Below are 19,595 nucleotides of genomic sequence, written 5' to 3' on the forward strand. Positions count from 1 at the left end.
AGTAAACTATGTCTCCAACAACCCCAGCTGAACAAGCGAAAAAGTTAATTAAAGTGCCGGAAATGCGCCGTATCAAACACATTCATTTTGTGGGGATCGGTGGCGCAGGCATGTGTGGTATTGCGGAAGTGCTGAAAAACCAGGGCTATAAAGTTTCCGGTTCAGATATCAAGGCATCCAATACCACCGCACAGCTGGAAGCGAATGGCATTAAAGTCTATATCGGGCATACTGCAAATAATATTAAGGGCGCCAACGTGATCGTGGTCTCTACCGCGATTGATAAAGAAAATCCGGAAATTAAAACCGCGATTGAAAACCGTATTCCTGTGGTTCGCCGTGCGGAAATGCTGGGTGAACTAATGCGTTACCGTCATGGTATTGCCGTTGCCGGCACGCATGGCAAAACCACAACCACCAGTCTGATCACCTGTATGCTGGCTGAAGAAAACATGGATCCAACCTATGTGATCGGTGGTTTGCTGAACCGTACCGGTATGAACGCAGCCTTGGGCGCCAGCCGTTATATCGTAGCCGAAGCTGATGAATCAGACGCCTCTTTCCTGCACCTGGAACCGATGGCTGCCGTGGTGACCAATATTGATGCCGATCATATGGATACCTATGGCGGTAGCTTCGATGTCCTGAAAGATACCTTTATCCAGTTCCTGCAAAAACTGCCATTTTACGGCTTGGCCGTAGTCTGTGGTGATGATGCTAATATCCGTGAAATCATGCCGCGGATTGCACGTCCGTTACTGACTTATGGTTTTAATGAAGACAATGACATCCGCGCAGTAGATGTTGATCAGGATGGTATGCAAACCCACTTTACCGTATTGCGTAAAGAGCGTGAGCCATTGCGTGTAACGGTCAACCAGCCAGGTTTGCATAATGTGCTGAATGCCCTGGCCGCGATTGGTATAGCAACCGATGAAGGCGTGTCTGATGCTTCAATCTGCCGTGCACTGGAAGGTTTCAGTGGTGTGGGTCGCCGCTTTGAGGTTCAGGGTGAGTTTGCGATTGAGGGCGGTGACGTGAAACTGGTGGATGACTATGGCCATCATCCAAAAGAAGTCGAAGCGACGATTAAAGCTGCGCGTCAAAGTCATCCAGACCGTCGTTTGGTAATGATGTTCCAGCCACACCGTTATAGCCGTACCCGTGACTGTTTTGATGATTTTGTGGAAGTGCTTTCTACTGTAGACCAGTTATTGTTGCTGGATGTTTATCCTGCCGGTGAAAAACCGATTGTCGGGGCGGACAGCCGTACTTTGGCCCGCAGCATTCGTCTACGTGGCGAAGTCGAGCCGATTCTGGTTGATGCAGCGGACGGCAACCTGAATCAGATCATGAGAAAAGTATTGCAAGCAAATGACTTGTTATTAACCCAGGGCGCAGGTAATGTTGGAGCAATCTCAGTCGAGCTTGCGCAAAATCACTTATATATAAAATAGTCATCTTGCATGACTGAATTGAATTGACCAGATTGAAAAAAGTTTAAGGATATAAACGTGTCAAATGCTTCAAAATTCGGAAAAGTTGCCGTGTTGCTTGGTGGTAAATCTGCAGAGCGTGAGGTTTCTCTAGACAGTGGTACGGCGGTACTTGAGGCATTAGTGCGTTCAGGGGTTAATGCGGAAGCGTTTGACCCGCAGGAGCGTAGTGTCACAGAACTGGTAAATTATGATCGTGCTTTTATTGTATTGCATGGACGTGGCGGGGAAGACGGCCAAATTCAGGGTGCACTGGAATGGTTAAACGTGCCGTATACCGGTACCGGTGTACAAGGTTCTGCGATCGGCATGGACAAGGTCAAGACCAAGCAGGTCTGGCAGGGTTCGGAATTACCGACAGCGCCGTATCGTATTGTCACCAAAGATTCTGATGCGACCGACATTGTTAATGCTTTAGGCTTGCCTTTGATTATCAAGCCGGTGCATGAAGGTTCCAGTATCGGTATGAGCAAGGTCGAAAAAATTGAAGATTTTGCTGAAGCAATTGCCAAGGCAACTGAACATGATGCCGTGGTGATGGCAGAAAAATGGATTACTGGCCGTGAATACACCATTGTGGTTTTAAATGGTCAGGCGCTACCCGTAATTCGTCTTGAACCGCCTCAAGATGTTGCCTTTTACGATTATGAAGCGAAATATCAGCGTAATGATGTGCAATATGGCATTCCATGTGGTTTAACTGAAGCTGAAGAGCAGCAGTTAAAAGCCTTAAGTTTGCGCGCATTCCAGGCAGTCGGTGCCAGCGGTTGGGGTAGGATCGATGCTATGCAGGATGAACAGGGCAACTTCTGGTTGCTTGAAGTGAATACCGTACCGGGCATGACCAGTCATTCTCTGGTGCCAAAAGCGGCAGCTGCAGTCGGTTACAGTTTTGATGAGCTGTGTGTTGCGATTCTGGAACAGACCTTGACTGGTTCGGCACACTAAATATGGCTCAACTTCCTGTTTCCATGCGCCGTAAACGTGCTGCGATTACTTCAATTCACGACAAGCCGCCAACACGTAAAGAAAAGCTGACCAATTTTGGTGGCTGGTTATTGTTGTGTATTGCGGTATTGGTGCTGGCCTTTGGAATATTGGGCTTATATAAAGTCATGACCAATAGTGACGTGGCAGAGCTGGGCGTGATAGGTACGCGCTCGGCTGCTGAACAGCGTCAGGTCATGCAATATGTGTCACCGATTGTGACCGAAAACTATTTTACTTCGGATCTGGAAGCGATCCGTGATCGTACCCTGGAATTGTCCTGGGTGGATCGGGTCGTGGTTTCCCGAGCTTGGCCAAATGGCATTCGGGTACGGGTCATGCCGCATCATGCGATTGCGCGTTGGGGGACAGGGCGTTTACTAAGTGACAGTGGTGTTATTTTCACGGAAGTCACACCCAAGAATTATCAGGCATTACCGTTACTACATGGGCCGGCGAGCCATGCAGAAACCATGATGCGTCGTTATAATGAAATTAATCAGTTATTTTTACCACAAGGCATTCGTCTAAAAGAATTATATCTCACCGAGCGAATGACCTGGTTTATGCAGTTTGATTCGGGTTTAAGAATAATTGTGGATAAAGACCAGACCATGAGCAAATTACAGCGCCTGAGTCATCTGTCTCAGAGCGATTTAAAGCCGGTCTGGTCTAAAATTTCGGCCATTGACCTGCGTTATCGCAATGGATTGTCGATACAGTGGAAAAATTCAATTCCGCCTAAAATTGTAAATGGACATTTTATTGTAACCATTGATGACACGGGCGTTGAGAATAAGGTAACAGTAAAGCCATAATGATCGGCTTTAAAAAATAGAGGCATTTAAAGCCATAAATCTAACAAACACGTAATGGTAGTAGTGAATAATGAGTGAAGCTGTTCCCTCGGTTGTGGCGATTGACATTGGGACACACAAAGTTTCAGTTTTGATTGGCAAGGTACACGCGCCAGACAATATCCAAGTGATTGGTATGGCCACCGCTCGTAACCGAGGCATGAGTAAAGGGAAAATTGTCAGTCTCGATAAAGTTATTACTGCAATTAAAAATGCCGTTCAAGAAGCAGAAGATATGGCGGAATGTCGTGTACATTCTGCCTGGGTTTCTATTCCAAGTGCCGAATTAAAAAGCTTTTATGCTTCAGGTCGCACCTCGATCGACAATAGCGAACATGCGATTACCACCAGTGAAGTGGTGCGTGCACTGGAATTGGCCAAAGCCAGTCATTTGACTTCAGATCATTATCTGGTCAGTGCTGTGCCTCTGGGTTTTGAGCTGGATGATTCACCGGAATGGGTGCTAAACCCGATTCGTATGTCGGCACATAGCATGACCGGACATTATCATCTGATGATGCTGCCAATCAGTACCATGCAGAATATTGATCGCGCCCTGAAAGGTGCCAATATTGGCGTGGAAAAAATGGTGGTGTCGAGCTTGGCCACTGCTGAAGCCAGCCTGCTGAAAGACGAAAAAGAATATGGCGTGTGCTTAGTAGATATCGGTGCTGGCACGACCAATGTTGCAGTGTATGTGGATGGTCGTCTGGCCTTAACCCATACCTTCCAACGTGGTGGTGAACATGTGACCCGCGATATTGCAGCAGTATTGCAAACCACGACTGAAGAAGCTGAACGTCTGAAATTATTGTATGGCTGTGTCGACCTGAAAGTGGTCAAGCCGGACCATATGATTCAGTTCCAGGGGATTGACGGGCCACAAACCATCAGCCGGATTGAATTGACTGAAATCATCATGGCGCGTTATGAAGAAATTTTAGGTTTAGTACGTGATGAGCTGGTGAAAAATGGTGCCATCCAGGGCTTGTATCATGGTGTGGTATTGACCGGTGATGCCAGTCATATCGAAGGGATGGTGAGCTTTGTTCGCCGTACCATGGGAGTCTCGGCGCATTTAGGTAATCCGCCGACTCAGGTGTATGCGGATGAACAACATCAGGCTGCTTTACGTCGCTCGCAATATAGTACCGTGGCTGGTTTGCTGATGTTTAGTCAGAGTGATACCCAGGACACGATTGTGGAACAGGATGATGTAGAACGGTTGTCCTTGGCTAAACGGGTCAAAAGAGCCTTGTTTGGCTTTAATGACACCTTGAAATCAATCTTTTAAGTCGATTTTTATTGTGATTATTGTTGGGAAGATGTAGTTAATCGGGCTTGTACTTGACAAGTGAACGCATGAGCAGCATTCTTAAAAACAATTTTATTAAGATTAAGGCAGTATACGGGCTTAGTGACTGCCAATTATGAATTAGGAATTTTATAGGTCATGGCCTCATTTGAATTTTTCGAAGACGATCATAGCGATAGCAATGGTCAAGCCCGTTTCACTGTATTTGGTGTAGGTGGTGCGGGTGGTAATGCGGTACAACATATGTTGCAGTCCGATATCCAGGGCGTAAAATTTGTTTGTGCCAATACGGACAAACAGGCATTGGATCGCATGGAAGCCGAATTTAAAATTCAGCTGGGCGAGCAGAGTACCCGTGGTCTGGGTGCAGGTGCAAATCCGCAAGTCGGCCAGACCGCAGCAGAAGAAAGCCGTGAACTGATCCGCCAGCAGCTTGAAGGGACCGATATGGTCTTTGTTACTGCGGGTATGGGCGGTGGTACCGGTACCGGTGCAGCGCCAGTCGTGGCTGAAATTGCGAAAGAAATGGGTATCTTGACCGTTGGTGTCGTGACCACGCCATTTAACTTTGAAGGCAAACGCCGTCTACAGTCTGCCGAAAAAGGCATCGAAGCCCTTGAGCAGCATGTAGACTCATTGATCATCATTCCAAACCAGCGTTTATTGAAAGTCTTCCGTGATATTTCAATGAAAGATGCATATAAAAAAGCGGATGATGTTCTACTGAATGCAGTACGCAGTATTTTTGATTTGGTGGTCCGTCCTGGCCATATCAACCTTGACTTCGCCGATTTAAAAACAGCCATGAGCACGCGTGGTTATGCCATGATGGGTGTCGGTCTGGGTCGTGGTGAGAACCGTGCACGTCAGGCTGCTGAGCAGGCAATCCGTAGTCCATTACTCGACAACGTGACTATCATGAATGCCAAAGGTATTCTGATTAACGTGACCGGTGGCGATGACGTGACTTTCGGTGAAATTGAAGAAATTACCGATGTCGTGAACCAGATTGTCGATTTAGATGAAGGTCAGGTGTTCTACGGTACCGTTTTTGATCCGGATGCGCGTGATGAAATCAGCGTGACTGTGATTGCAACAGGTCTAACCCGTCATGCAGCGGATTCAGTTGAGCCGACCAAACGTACCAATGTACAGGCAACTCGTCCAGCAGCAGCTACACAGGCTGTGGTGGAAGATGATGACGTACCGGCAATTCAGCGTCAGCAGCATGAAACAGGTGCAGCAGCGAATCCAGCGGCAGCTTCAGTTTCTAGCCCGCGCCCAACACCAATGAGCATTCAGGATTATCTTAAGAATCAACAGCGTAAATAACATGTAACATCATGTGTTTAGCTGGATTAGACAGGAAAGGTGGCTTTTAAGCCACCTTTTTGTTTTTTATCAATGGCCAAATATGCTAACGTATAGCGGTTTTATAGATGAACAGATGATAAAAGCATGTTGAAACAACGTACCCTGAAACGTGTCGTGAAAGCGAGCGGAATCGGTCTTCACAGTGGGCAAAAAGTCATGATTAACTTTGTGCCGCACCATGCCGATGGGGGAATTGTGTTTCGTCGTATAGACCTGAATCCACCGGTGGACATTCCTGCTGATGCCATGCTGATTCAGGAAGCCTTTATGTGCTCGAATCTGGTTCAGGAAAATGCCAAAGTGGGCACCATTGAACATGTCATGAGTGCGATCGCTGGTCTGGGCATTGATAACCTGATTATCGAAGTCTCTGCCTCTGAAGTGCCGATTATGGACGGCAGCGCAGGTCCGTTTATTTACCTGTTAATGCAGGGTGGTTTGCAAGAACTCGATGCCGCCAAAAAATTCGTCAAGATTATTAAACCGGTTGAAGCACTGATTGATGACAAACGTGCCATTTTTAGCCCACATGATGGCTTTCAGCTGAATTTCACCATCGATTTTGATCATCCTGCCTTTAAAAAAGAACATCAGTCCGCCAGTATCGATTTTTCTACTGAAACCTTCGTTTATGAAGTTAGTGAAGCGCGTACCTTTGGGTTTATGAAAGATCTGGATTATCTCAAAGCCAATAATCTGGCGCTGGGTGCCAGCCTGGAAAATGCCATTGGTGTAGATGAAACCGGGGTCGTCAATGAAGAAGGTTTGCGTTTCTCGGACGAATTTGTACGTCATAAAATTCTGGATGCCGTCGGTGATTTATACCTGCTCGGACATCAGATTATTGCCAAATTTGATGGTTACAAATCTGGACATGCCTTGAATAATCAACTTTTACGCAATGTGAAAAGTGATCCAAGCTGCTATGAAATTGTAACATTTAATGACGAAGCCAATTGTCCAATCATGTATGTGAATGTGACATAAGTCATTGTGTTTGTGTCTTTATGTTTTTGTTATTGCTTTAATACTGTGATACACATCACATAATGTTTGCTTTTTAATTTATTACATTTGATTGCGATGTTACTTTTTATTGCTTGCCAAACGTAGTAAAGCTTGGCTAAGCTTAGGGTCGCTTATAAAGTCAGCAGCACTACGAAGTAATTCCTGTGTTTCTGCATTTAAGGCTCTTTCAGGTGTTGCTGAAACAGGTGGCGTTTGCGAAGGATTCCGCAGACAAACTTGAAGTTTAGTGAGATCTGTTAATTCATTTATTTGAGAGAGTTGTGAAATGTATTGCTTTTGAAGATAGGCCAATTGACTGATCATGGCCTGGTTTTCACCGGTAATCGTTAACACACCATTTTGATAGCAGACAACTTGCCAGCGTTCCGGTTGGGGCAATAGCGGTTGTACGAGTTTCGTAAGTTTCTGCCAGGCAGCGACTTGTGATGAGAGAAACGAAAAGTTTCCTGTTTTTATCTGTTTTCTTGTTTGTTGAAAAACGTTGACAGGTTCCGACATACATAATTCCTACATATTTATGTCTTAATCTTATGCGCTTCTTTTAGTGGATATCAAGGATAGAGATCTTCAAGGAACTCGATTAAAGCAGTTTAGAGAGGTTTTTTATGCATATGCGACGTATTTTGTTGGCATTTTCTTTATCAGTTTCAGCGGCTTCGGTTGCGTTCGCAGATTTAGTCAATCTAAATCAAGAAAATGGTTCAACAGATCGTATTGAGCAATTGACGCGTACTCTGGCACAGGGTGCATATACTCATCCAGATGATATCGATATTCCAGCACAGACTAAATTGAATGTTCAACTTCGTGAGAAACCAGTTGAACTGAACAATCGAACGCTTGCTCAGAAGTATGCCAATACTTCATCCAATAAAGCGGCAGCAAACAGTGCTTATTCTTGGCTAATTTCTCATCCTTTACCTAATTCTCGCGTAAGTTCAAATTACGGTGGCCGTACCATGAGTGGCCGTGCTGAAAATCATTCAGGCCTTGATCTTGCAGCGCCAAGTGGTACACCAATCTATGCAACAGGTCCAGGGATTGTGACCAAATCAGGTTGGGGCACAGGTTATGGTCAATACGTTGAAATCAATCATGGCAATGGCTATTTAACGCGCTATGCCCATGCTTCACGTCTTATTGCACGTGTGGGAGAGCAGGTGCAAGCAGGTGATCATATTGCCAACGTTGGCTGTACTGGTCGCTGTACCGGTCCACACTTACATTATGAAGTAGTAAAAGACGGTCAACGTAAAAACCCATCTACTTATTTGGCCATGTTACCTTAAGTATAGACCTGAATAACAAGAAGCATCTCTATACATAAAAACCTCCAATAAGCATTTTAAAGCGTTTAAACTGCAGGCTCTTCAAGTCAACTTGAAGAGCTTTTTGTTTTATCACTTTTAAGTCTCATATTATCACCAACTATTATAATGATTGTATAATAAATCGCCTTTATTGACTATTTTTTGTTATGTAGTGTAATTATACGTCACCCATCATTTAGTTCCTAAATAGTACTGCTAAATCGCATTCAGCTAAGGCCATACCTGCAGAGGTCTTAAATATGGTACATATAAGACATTAGATTAGGCTTTTAGGAACTGTAGATTATGGCGTTTTATGGCGATACAGACGCGCAAGAAACCCAAGAATGGCAAGATGCATTTGACTCTGTTTTGCAGCACATGGGCACTGAGCGTGCAGCATTTTTATTAGAAAAACTTTATCAACGCGCAATTGCAAAGCATGTTCCTATTCAGCGTTTAAATACTCCCTACTTAAATACGATTTCTGTTGAAGAACAGCCTGCAATGCCAGGCGACCAGGACATGGAGCGCCGTATTCGCGCGCTGATCCGCTGGAATGCCTTGGCAATGGTATTACGCGCGAATAAAACCGGTGACGATCTCGGTGGTCACCTAGCGAGTTTTGCTTCTTCCGCAACCCTTTATGATGTGGGCTTTAACCACTTCTTCCGTGCCAACAGCGACAGCTTTGGCGGCGACATGATCTATTATCAAGGTCACTGTGCACCGGGTATTTACGCGCGTTCATTTTTAGAAGGCCGTTTGACTGAAGAGCATCTGAATAATTTCCGTCGTGAAGTAGGCGGTAAAGGTCTGCCATCTTATCCGCATCCTTATTTGATGCCGGACTACTGGCAGTTCCCAACCGTATCGATGGGTCTGGGTCCAATCATGTCAATTTATCAGGCACATATTCAAAAGTACCTGATGAACCGTGGCCTGATCAAAGAAGAAGATCGTAAGGTTTGGGCGTATTTGGGCGATGGCGAGATGGATGAGCCGGAAAGCCTGGGTGCAATTTCTCTGGCAGGTCGTGAAAAGCTCGACAACCTGATTTGGGTAGTAAACTGTAACTTACAACGTCTGGATGGTCCGGTACGTGGTAATGGCAAGATCATTCAGGAACTTGAGTCACTATTCCGCGGCGCAGGCTGGCGTGTGATTAAAGTTGTGTGGGGCCGTCATTGGGATCCGCTCCTCGACAAAGACAAATCTGGCGCACTGAAAGCAGTGATGGAAGAAGCTGTTGATGGCGATTTCCAGCGTTACCAGGTAAAAGGTGGTGCTTACGCGCGTGAAAAGTTCTTCGGTAAATACCCAGAAGCTAAAGAGCTGGTGAAAGATTTAAGCGACGAAGATATTGATAATCTGAACCGCGGTGGTCACGACCCGTACAAAGTTTTTGCTGCTTATGCTGAAGCATGTACGGCTAAAGGTCAGCCGACCGTGATTCTGGCGAAAACCGTGAAAGGTTATGGTTTGTCGGAAGAAATCGAAGCAGTCAACAAAACGCATCAAATCAAGAAGATGCAAATCAATTCCTTGAAATATGTGCGTGATCGTTTCAACCTTCCTTTCACCGACGAACAGCTTGAAGAAGTACCGTTCTACCGTCCAAGCGAAAATTCACCTGAATTGAAATATATGAAGGCACGTCGTGAAGCGCTAGGTGGTTACCTGCCTGCACGTCGTAAGGAAAGCGAACAGCTGGCGATTCCTGGACTTTCAGTATTTGATTCGGTCTTGGCCGGTTCAAATGGTAAAGAACAATCTACCACGATGGTGATGGTGCGTTTAATCTCTGCACTTCTTAAAGAGAAAGCGATTAAAGACCGTGTTGTGCCAATCGTGCCTGATGAAGCCCGTACTTTCGGTCTGGAAGGGATGTTCCGTCAGCTCGGTATTTATGCCGCGCATGGCCAGAAATATACCCCGGAAGACCAAGAACAGCTGATGCATTACCGTGAAGCCAAAGACGGTCACATGTTGCAGGAAGGGATTAACGAAGCCGGTGCGATGAGTGCATGGGCAGCATTGGCGACCAGTTATTCAACCAATAACCTGCCAATGATTCCGATGTATATGTACTACTCGATGTTTGGTTTCCAGCGTATCGGTGATATTGCCTGGGCAGCAGGCGATGCACAGGCACAAGGCTTCTTGCTGGGTGCAACTGCAGGTCGTACTACACTGAACGGTGAAGGCTTGCAGCATCAGGATGGTCATTCACACATCTTGGCCAATACCATTCCAAACTGTGTCTCTTATGACCCATGTTTCGGTTATGAATTGGCGGTGATCGTGCATGACGGTTTACAACGTATGTATGTGAACCAAGAACGTGTGTTCTATTACTTAACTGTGATGAACGAAAACTACGAGCATCCGGAAATGCCAAAAGGTGTTGAAGAAGGCATCAAGCGTGGTATGTACTTACTGGAAGAAGATGAAAAAGCCACTGTTCAGTTACTGGGCTCAGGTGTGATCCTACGTGAAGTGATCAAGGCAGCGAAGATTCTTCGTGAGGAATATCAAATTCATTCAAATGTTTACAGTGTGACCAGCTTCAATGAACTGGCACGTGACGGTATGGCATGTGAAGAATACAACCGCTTGCATCCGCTGGCTGAAGACGTAAAAGAAGCATGGGTATCGAAACAGCTTCGCGGTACTGAAGGTATCGTCGTGTCTGCAACCGATCATATGCGTGCTTATAGCGAACAGATTCGTGCTTATCTTCCAGATGGCCGTCCATTCGTAGCATTGGGTACTGACGGTTATGGCCGTTCAGATACACGTGCCAACTTGCGTAGTTACTTCGGTGTCGATGCTGCCCATATTGTGGTTGCAACCCTGAAAAAACTGGCAGATGAAGGTGAAGTTGATGCGCGTCTGGTAAAAGATGCGATCTCGACTTTTGAGCTTGATACAGATCGTCCAGTGGCTTGGGCACCTCAAGAAACCCCATCTGTACATGCTGTTGCTGACTACAAAGAGGAGAACTAAGCATGCAAATTACGACTCCTGATATTGGTGTAGATAAGGCAACAGTGGCCGAAATTCTGGTCAAAGTCGGTGATACGATCGCGATCGATGACAGCATTGTGTTGCTTGAATCTGATAAAGCCTCTGTTGAAGTGCCTAGCACTTCAGCAGGCGTGGTAAAAAGCATTCTGGTGAGCCAGGGTGATGAAGTCGCTGAAGGCGCGGTACTGATTGAGCTACAAGCTGAAGACGGTAGCGCTGATGTGGTCGAGCCACAGCAAGCAGATGCCTCACAAAAAACTTCAGAAAATACTCCGACTTCATTGCCGGATCAGGAAATCATGCAGGAACTGGCTTCGCATCAGCCTAAAGCTTCTGCTGCTCCTGAGGCACAAGCGAGCTCACAGGTGGTTGATGTTCAAATCCCCGATATTGGTGTAGAAAAAGCCACTGTCGGTGAAATTCTGGTTTCTGTCGGTGATGAAATCGAAGTGGATCAAAGCATCGTGGTGGTGGAATCAGACAAGGCGACTGTTGAAGTGCCAAGTACGGTTGCGGGCACGGTGGAATCTATCGAGATTAAAGAAGGCGATACCATTAAAGAAGGTGTGGTCATTCTGAAAGTGAAAACGGCTGTTTCGACAGCATCAGCACCGACAGAAGCACCTCAAGCACCAGTTGCTCAAGCGGCGGCCCAAGAGAAAGCAGTCGAAGCACCAGAAACGCCAGCAACACCTGCGGGTGATGTTGAAGTGATGGTGCCTGATTTGGGTGTAGACAAGGCGGCTGTAGCTGAAATTCTGGTTCAGGTCGGTGATACGGTTGAAAAAGACCAAAGCATCATCGTGGTGGAATCAGACAAGGCGACTGTTGAAGTGCCAAGCACTACAGCCGGCGTGATTAAAGCCATTCATGTTGAACTGGGTCAAAATGTCTCTCAAGGCATTGCACTGGTAACAATTGAAGCTGAAGCGCAAGCAGCTGCTGTACCTGTTGCAGCCAAAGCAGAAGAACCTAAAGCGCCTGCTGCAAAAGCAGCATCGGCACCTGCTGCATCTTCTACTCAAACAGTCGCGACGTCGGATAATGCCGATAAGCTGACCAAAGAGCAGAGTGTGGCTAACTCGAAAGTCTATGCCGGTCCTGCTGTGCGTAAACTGGCACGTGAACTGGGCGTCGTGTTGGCAGATGTCAAAGCATCTGGCCCACATGCGCGCGTCATGAAAGAAGACCTGAAAGCCTATGTCAAAACGCGTCTTACTACGCCACAGGCGGCTCCTGTAGCCGCTGCTGCTCAAGTCGCAGGTCTACCAAAACTGCCAGACTTTAGCGCTTTTGGTGGTGTGGAAGAGAAAGCCTTGACGCGTTTGCAACAAGTGTCTATTCCACAGTTGTCGCTGAATAATTTCATTCCGCAAGTGACCCAGTTTGATGCAGCAGATATTACTGAACTCGAAGCATGGCGTAATGAACTGAAAGGCAACTTCAAGAAAGAAGGCCTGAGCCTGACCATTATGGCATTCATCATCAAAGCAGTTGCGCACTTGTTAAAAGAAGAGCGTGAATTTGCTGGTCACTTGGCCGATGATGGTAAGTCAGTCTTGCTACGTAACGAGATCCATATGGGTATCGCGGTCGCAACGCCAGATGGTTTGACCGTGCCTGTACTGCGTCATCCCGATCAGAAGTCCATTAAACAGATTGCCACTGAGCTGGGAACCCTGGGTCAAAAAGCGCGTGACAAGAAATTGTCACCGAAAGACCTGCAAGGTGCGAACTTTACCATCACCAGCCTGGGCTCAATTGGTGGTACAGCATTTACGCCATTGGTGAACTGGCCGCAAGTGGCGATTCTGGGTATTTCTCCTGCCACCATGCAACCAGTATGGAATGGTGAAGGCTTTGATCCACGCTTGATGCTGCCGTTGTCTCTGTCTTACGATCACCGTGTGATCAATGGTGCAGATGCAGCACGCTTTACCAATAAGTTAACCAAGCTGCTTAAAGATATTCGTACGCTGTTAATCTAAATTAAATTCGATTCACTTTCTTTTCTCTTGCGCTTCATTGAAAAATATTTCAATTGAAGCTCAGGAAGAAATACAAAGAAGGTATAAATAAAAACCCTGCTTCGGCAGGGTTTTTTCTTGCTGCATTGAAAAATAATCTATTTGATTCTATACTTGGCGCACTTCATTGGGGAGTAGCCGCCTTTTGCGCAAAGCAGAAGGGTGATGGTCAACATATTTGCTCAACCGGGCATGGTCATCATAGCAAAGAACCAAGTCAGCTTTTCCAAGCTTTCTTTTGTTGGCAAGACCTTTGATTTACCACTCTGCAGATTTTGGCTAGCAGGAGCGGTGAGTCATTGGTATTGGATGCTAGCCAGAGAAAGACCTCATGTATGAATTCTTACTGTCGACTGCAATCGTAGCACTGGCTGAAATGGGTGATAAAACCCAACTGCTGGCATTGCTGCTTGCCGCACGCTTTCGCAAACCTGTTCCTATTTTAGTTGCTATTTTATTGGCGACATTGATTAACCACGGCCTTTCTGCAGTATTGGGACAATGGGTAACCACAGTGATTGGGCCGGAAGTACTGCTGTGGATCGTTTCGATTGGCTTTATCGCGATGGCAGTCTGGATGCTGATTCCGGATGAACTGGGTGATGAAAATGCCAGTATCAATAAATGGCAAAAATTCGGGGTATTTGGTGCAACCTTCATTTTGTTTTTTCTGGCAGAAATTGGTGACAAAACCCAGATTGCCACAGTGGCACTGGCGGCACGTTTCGACAGCGTCTTCTGGGTGATGTTGGGTACTACGCTAGGCATGATACTGGCCAATGCGCCTGCGGTATTTTTGGGTGATAAACTGGCGAACAGACTCCCGATCAGCCTGATCCATAAAATTGGCGCGGCCATTTTCCTGGTCATAGGTGTCGCGACCCTGGTTCAATATTATTTCTTTTAAATTATAAAATAACAAATTGCATGAATCCTGAGCTAAAAACTCAGGATTTTTTATGCTTAAATCCTCTGAAAAGCTTGATAAATCTCGTGATATGGTCGGTTTTATGGATTGTAAATTCTATTAAATCCTTATATGTTGTATGGGTATAAAACAGCAGTTTTAACTATAAATTGGGGAATTTATATGGTTTTTGAGCGCACCACATCGCAAGTCCTGTTTGATAATGGGACACATAAATGCATTAGTTTTACCAGTCTGGTCAAAGGTGAAGGCGTTCAGGCAAACCAGTTTTTGATTATTGATCATGAGCGCGCAGCGGTACTCGATCCGGGTGGTGATTTAACCTATGTGCCGCTGACCATGGAACTGAATAAATACACCCGCTTGACCCATCTGGACTATGTCATGGCTTCACATCAAGACCCGGACATTATCACTTCCATGCCGCGCTGGCTGGTATATACCGATGCCAAAGTGGTGGCATCCAAGCTGTGGGCGCGTTTCTTGCCGCACTTAAACTCGGCCTTTATGAGCGAACGGATGAAAGGCAACTGGCTGGACCGTCTGGTGGAGCTTCCGGATCATGGTCAAATCATTCCACTGGGCCAATCTCATATTGTGGCGGTACCGGCGCATTTTCTGCATTCGGTAGGGAATTTCCAGTTTTATGATCCGATTGCCAAAATTTTATTTTCAGGTGATATGGGTGCGTCCATGGTTGAAGATGCCGCCAAGCCACTGGAAAACTTTGCCGCGCATATCCCAAAAATGAAAAGCTTCCATCAACGCTATATGTGCAATAACAAGGTGATTCGTCTCTGGGTGAAAATGGTACGCAGCATGGAAATCGAGATGATTGTGCCGCAGCATGGCACACCATTTATCGGCAAAGAGCAGATTACCCAGTTTCTGGACTGGATTGAAACGCTGGAATGCGGCACTGACCTGATGGATGAAACGGTTTTTACCTGTCCTGAATAGTTCACACAAAAAATAATTTTTTTCTTGTGTGGAAAAACAACATTTTTTATATTTCTTCTCCAAAAAACTTTTTTTGATGACGAGAACTTATAAGAAATGTTGTCTCAAGTTCCAAAACCGGATGCGTGTTTAAGCTGCGGGGCGTGCTGCGCCTATTTCAGGGTTTCGTTCTATTGGGCTGAAGGTATTCATATGCCTGAGCACTATACCGAACCTGTGACAGCAGTCTATTCATGTATGGCTGGAACCAATCAAAAAGATCCACGCTGTATCGCACTTGATGGCACCATCGGCCAGCAGGTCAGCTGCGGCATGTATGAGCAGCGCAGTTCATCCTGCAAAGAAGTGCAGATTGCCGATGATCAATGCAACAAGGCACGTGTTGCACACAATATGTTGCCCTTTGTCCAGATTGAAACTGATGAAGCCGACAATGATGACAGTTTTGAATATGTCAGCTAAATCCATCCAAAGCAGAGCTTAGGCTCTGCTTTTCAGTCCATTAAAATGATCGGGGGTATATTTTAAAATAGAGAACTTCATGATCGGACGTATTATTGATACTGTTTTAGCACCCACATAGATCTGCGTGTACGAAGCTTGAATAAAAAAATAATTTTGCAATTGCAATGAAATTTAAGCCGATATTTGTTTATAATAGTGCACGGAAATTACCAGTGAGACTGTTATGTTGACCATCGTTCAAGACGCGTTAACCTTCGATGATGTCCTATTACTCCCTGCCTATTCTACTGTTCTTCCAAAAGATGTCTCCCTAAAGACACGTTTAACTCGTGGCATTAACCTGAATATTCCTCTTGTGTCTGCAGCAATGGATACGGTGACTGAGTCCCGTATGGCGATTGCAATGGCGCAAAATGGCGGTATCGGTATTTTGCACAAGAACATGGATATCGCTGTTCAGGCTGCAGAAGTGCGCCGTGTGAAAAAATTCGAAGCGGGTATGGTCAAAGACCCGATTACAGTGACTCCTGAAACCACAGTACGTGAACTGATTGCGCTGACTCAAGCCAACAATATCAGTGGTGTGCCCGTTGTGAAAGACGGCAAAGTGGTGGGTATCGTGACCGGTCGTGATACACGCTTTGAAACCAATCTTGAGCAGCCAGTCAGCAATATCATGACTGGTCAGGATCGTCTGGTGACAGTTCGTGAAGGCGAATCGAAAGAAAATATCCAAGCTTTATTGCAACAGCACCGTATTGAAAAAGTATTGGTGGTCAACGATCAGCAAGAGCTGAAAGGCTTAATTACGGTAACCGATTTCCGTAAAGCTGAATTGTATCCAAATAGCTGTAAAGATGACCTGGGTCGTCTGCGTGTTGGTGCTGCTGTCGGTACTGGTGCAGAAACGCCAAGCCGCGTAGAAGCCCTGGTTGATGCAGGTGTGGACGTGATTGTAGTCGATACTGCACATGGTCATTCTGCGGGTGTGATTGAGCGTGTACGTTGGGTTAAGGCCAACTATCCACAAGTTCAGGTGATTGGCGGTAACATCGCAACAGGTGATGCTGCGCTGGCGTTGCTTGATGCAGGTGCTGATGCCGTTAAAGTTGGTATTGGTCCTGGTTCAATCTGTACCACGCGTATTGTGGCGGGTATTGGTATGCCACAGATCTCTGCAATTGATTCTGTTGCCAATGCGCTGAAAGATCAGATTCCTTTGATCGCGGATGGCGGTATTCGTTTCTCTGGTGATATGGCCAAAGCGATTGGTGCGGGTGCAAGCACGATTATGGTGGGTTCATTGATGGCCGGTACTGAAGAAGCACCAGGCGAAGTTGAATTCTTCCAGGGCCGTTACTACAAAGCTTATCGTGGTATGGGTTCATTGGGCGCGATGGCGGGTGCAACAGGTTCTGCTGACCGTTACTTCCAGGACTCCAAGGCTGGGGCCGAAAAACTGGTTCCTGAAGGTATTGAAGGTCGTGTACCGTACAAAGGCCCAATGGGTAATATCGTACATCAGATGATGGGCGGCCTACGTTCTTCGATGGGTTATACCGGTTCTGCGACAATTGAAGATCTGCGTCAGAATGCCAAGTTTGTGAAAATCACTTCTGCCGGTATGTCGGAGTCACATGTACATGATGTGACCATTACCAAAGAAGCACCAAACTATCGCGTGGGTTAATCTCCCGTGATTTAAAATTTTAAAAAGCCGTCATGCAAATGACGGCTTTTTTATTTTGGTGTAAAGTGTGACTCAAGGAAAAAAATGGGTGATATCAATCATCCGCTAAGAAGTGAGATAAAGATGAGTTATTTTGGTACGGATGGTATTCGTGGAAAGTTTGGCGAATTGCCGATTACCCCTGAGTTTGCCCTGAAACTGGGATTTGCGGCTGGTAAAGTTTTAAAACGTCATAGTAAAAAATCCAAACCATTGGTGGTTCTGGGTAAAGATACCCGTTTGTCTGGTTATATCCTGGAAGCTGCCTTACAGGCAGGTTTAAATGCCGCTGGCGTTTATGTTCACCTTTTAGGTCCACTACCGACACCGGCGATTGCTCACTTGACCCGTGCCTTACATGCCAGCTTGGGTATTGTCATTTCCGCTTCGCATAACCCGTATTTTGATAACGGCATTAAGTTCTTCTCTGCGGAAGGTAAAAAATTGCCAGATGCTTTACAAGACGAAATTAATCAGGAACTTGAAAAAGATTTTGTGATTGAAGATACGGCGAATCTGGGTAAAAGTATCCGGGTTAAAGATGCCAACGGTCGCTATATTGAATTCTGTAAATCGACGTTCCCGTATCATCTGGATCTGAATGAACTCACCATTGTGGTGGATTGTGCCAATGGTGCAGCCTATAACGTGGGACCTGCAGTGTTCCGTGAACTGGGCGCACGTGTAATTGCGATTCACAATGAGCCGAGCGGTTTAAATATTAATGAGGGCTGTGGTTCAACCCATCCGGAAAGCTTGCAACAAGCCGTGATTCAACATCAAGCGGATTTGGGTATTGCCTTTGATGGGGATGCTGACCGTGTGGTTCTCGTAGATAAAGCCGGTAATCTGATTGATGGCGACCATATTCTTTATATTCTTGCGACTCAAAGCTCGAAAAAACCGGCAGGTATCGTCGGTACCTTAATGAGCAATATGGCGCTGGAACTGGCGCTGGAAAAAGCACAAGTGCCGTTATTACGTGCCAAAGTCGGCGACCGTTATGTATTGCAAGGTCTGGAAGAAAATGGCTGGGTAATTGGCGGTGAGCCTTCTGGTCATATTCTGACTTTAGACAAGAGCACCACAGGCGACGCCATTATTGCAGCCCTGCAAGTTTTAACCGTGATGGTTGAGCAGAAAAAAGCTCTGCATGAACTTGTGGCTGACTTTAAACTGTTGCCCAATGTCTTGGTCAATGTACGTTTAAATGCCATGTTTGATCCTTATTCAGTGCCTGCACTGGCAGCTGAATTTGAAAAAGCCGAACAGCAGCTTAAAGGTCGTGGCCGTTTATTGATTCGTAAATCTGGCACAGAACCTGTCATTCGTGTGATGGTCGAAGGCGATGATCTGGCTGAAGTCACCACACTTGCAAACAGCCTGGCAGATGCTGTGCGTGCCAATGCAGCTTAACGGGAACATAGATAATGAGTGATCTGATCAAGGATCTGAGTGAACTACGCCTGAATTATGAAAAAGGCGAGTTACAGGAACAGCAAGTCAATCCGAATCCGCATATGCAGTTCTTGCAATGGTTTAACCATGCACTGGAAGCAAAATTGCACGAGCCCTATGCCATGTCGTTGGCAACAGCCAATGCACAAGGCCGTCCGCATGTGCGTACGGTATTGCTGCGTGGAGCGACTGACGCAGGGTATGATTTTTATACCAACTATGATAGTCAAAAAGGTCTGGATCTGGCTAAAAATCCTTATGCCGAACTGTTGTTCTACTGGCAGGATCAGGAACGTCAGATTCGTATTTCAGGTCGTGTAAAGAAAATATCGGAAGAAGAATCGACCGACTATTATCATAAACGTCCACGCGAAAGCCAGATTGCCGCGCATATCAGTACCCCGCAAAGTGGCATCGTGGCTAGTCGTGAGGAATTGCAGCAACGTTTTTGGGATTTGCATACCCAGGTTGCCAATCAGCAACAGCTGGACAAGCCGGTATTCTGGGGCGGTTATCGTCTCGAACCCGATTATTATGAATTCTGGCAGGGTCGTCCGAACCGTTTGCATGACCGTTTAAGTTATCGCAAAACCGATGCCGGCTGGACTTTAGAGCGCTTAATGCCATAAC

General features: G+C 46.0%; 16 protein-coding genes and 1 riboswitch. Of the genes, 15 read left to right on the top strand and 1 reads right to left on the bottom strand.

Annotated elements, in window-relative coordinates; genetic code table 11:
* The first annotated feature begins 8 nt into the window (after positions 1–8).
* From murC to lpxC, 6 genes are all read left to right on the top strand, one after another.
* Complete coding sequence (gene murC / locus NI462_RS09230; protein ID WP_005245710.1) at positions 9–1,457, top strand: UDP-N-acetylmuramate--L-alanine ligase; 1,449 nt, start codon at positions 9–11, stop codon at positions 1,455–1,457.
* Between the two features lie 57 nt (positions 1,458–1,514).
* On the top strand, positions 1,515–2,444 hold the full coding sequence (locus NI462_RS09235; RefSeq protein ID WP_243474499.1) for a D-alanine--D-alanine ligase: 930 nt from the start codon (positions 1,515–1,517) through the stop codon (positions 2,442–2,444).
* Between the two features lie 2 nt (positions 2,445–2,446).
* Positions 2,447–3,301, top strand: coding sequence for a cell division protein FtsQ/DivIB (locus tag NI462_RS09240; protein WP_071850278.1), 855 nt, complete (start codon positions 2,447–2,449; stop codon positions 3,299–3,301).
* Between the two features lie 70 nt (positions 3,302–3,371).
* Positions 3,372–4,634 carry a cell division protein FtsA gene (gene ftsA / locus NI462_RS09245; RefSeq protein ID WP_004647239.1) on the top strand — a complete coding sequence of 421 codons (1,263 nt, stop codon included), beginning with the start codon at positions 3,372–3,374 and terminating at the stop codon, positions 4,632–4,634.
* A 159-nt stretch (positions 4,635–4,793) separates the two neighbouring features.
* Complete coding sequence (gene ftsZ, locus NI462_RS09250; protein WP_004281317.1) at positions 4,794–5,987, top strand: cell division protein FtsZ; 1,194 nt, start codon at positions 4,794–4,796, stop codon at positions 5,985–5,987.
* Positions 5,988–6,113: 126 nt separating this feature from the next.
* Positions 6,114–7,016: a UDP-3-O-acyl-N-acetylglucosamine deacetylase gene (lpxC, locus tag NI462_RS09255; protein ID WP_253160261.1), complete on the top strand. Its 903-nt coding sequence runs from the start codon at positions 6,114–6,116 to the stop codon at positions 7,014–7,016.
* Positions 7,017–7,115: 99 nt separating this feature from the next.
* Here lpxC and NI462_RS09260 read toward each other — a convergent pair whose 3' ends face one another.
* Positions 7,116–7,556, bottom strand: coding sequence for a DciA family protein (locus NI462_RS09260; protein ID WP_004729162.1), 441 nt, complete (start codon positions 7,554–7,556; stop codon positions 7,116–7,118).
* A gap of 107 nt (positions 7,557–7,663) precedes the next feature.
* Between NI462_RS09260 and NI462_RS09265 the strand changes: the two genes are divergently transcribed.
* The 9 genes from NI462_RS09265 to pdxH all read left to right on the top strand — a co-directional run bounded on the left by NI462_RS09265 (position 7,664) and on the right by pdxH (position 19,594).
* Positions 7,664–8,347, top strand: a complete 684-nt coding sequence (locus tag NI462_RS09265) for a M23 family metallopeptidase (protein ID WP_004281322.1) — start codon at positions 7,664–7,666, stop codon at positions 8,345–8,347.
* A gap of 327 nt (positions 8,348–8,674) precedes the next feature.
* Positions 8,675–11,377 (top strand): pyruvate dehydrogenase (acetyl-transferring), homodimeric type, encoded by a 2,703-nt coding sequence (gene aceE, locus NI462_RS09270; protein ID WP_071850274.1) that lies wholly within the window; start codon positions 8,675–8,677, stop codon positions 11,375–11,377.
* A gap of 2 nt (positions 11,378–11,379) precedes the next feature.
* Positions 11,380–13,386 (top strand): 2-oxo acid dehydrogenase subunit E2, encoded by a 2,007-nt coding sequence (locus NI462_RS09275; protein ID WP_253160264.1) that lies wholly within the window; start codon positions 11,380–11,382, stop codon positions 13,384–13,386.
* A gap of 156 nt (positions 13,387–13,542) precedes the next feature.
* A riboswitch (yybP-ykoY riboswitch) is annotated at positions 13,543–13,684 on the top strand.
* Between the two features lie 72 nt (positions 13,685–13,756).
* Positions 13,757–14,332 (top strand): TMEM165/GDT1 family protein, encoded by a 576-nt coding sequence (locus NI462_RS09280; RefSeq protein WP_253160266.1) that lies wholly within the window; start codon positions 13,757–13,759, stop codon positions 14,330–14,332.
* A 183-nt stretch (positions 14,333–14,515) separates the two neighbouring features.
* Positions 14,516–15,313, top strand: a complete 798-nt coding sequence (locus NI462_RS09285; protein ID WP_253160268.1) for an oxygen-binding di-iron domain-containing protein — start codon at positions 14,516–14,518, stop codon at positions 15,311–15,313.
* 96 nt (positions 15,314–15,409) lie between these two features.
* On the top strand, positions 15,410–15,775 hold the full coding sequence (locus tag NI462_RS09290) for a YkgJ family cysteine cluster protein (RefSeq protein ID WP_004281330.1): 366 nt from the start codon (positions 15,410–15,412) through the stop codon (positions 15,773–15,775).
* 226 nt (positions 15,776–16,001) lie between these two features.
* Positions 16,002–17,468: an IMP dehydrogenase gene (gene guaB / locus NI462_RS09295; protein ID WP_004281332.1), complete on the top strand. Its 1,467-nt coding sequence runs from the start codon at positions 16,002–16,004 to the stop codon at positions 17,466–17,468.
* Between the two features lie 123 nt (positions 17,469–17,591).
* Complete coding sequence (gene glmM, locus NI462_RS09300; RefSeq protein WP_004281334.1) at positions 17,592–18,923, top strand: phosphoglucosamine mutase; 1,332 nt, start codon at positions 17,592–17,594, stop codon at positions 18,921–18,923.
* A gap of 14 nt (positions 18,924–18,937) precedes the next feature.
* Complete coding sequence (gene pdxH, locus NI462_RS09305; protein ID WP_004281335.1) at positions 18,938–19,594, top strand: pyridoxamine 5'-phosphate oxidase; 657 nt, start codon at positions 18,938–18,940, stop codon at positions 19,592–19,594.
* Position 19,595: the final 1 nt, after the last annotated feature.

This window comes from Acinetobacter lwoffii, assembly GCF_024129715.1.
GTDB lineage: Bacteria > Pseudomonadota > Gammaproteobacteria > Pseudomonadales > Moraxellaceae > Acinetobacter > Acinetobacter lwoffii_U.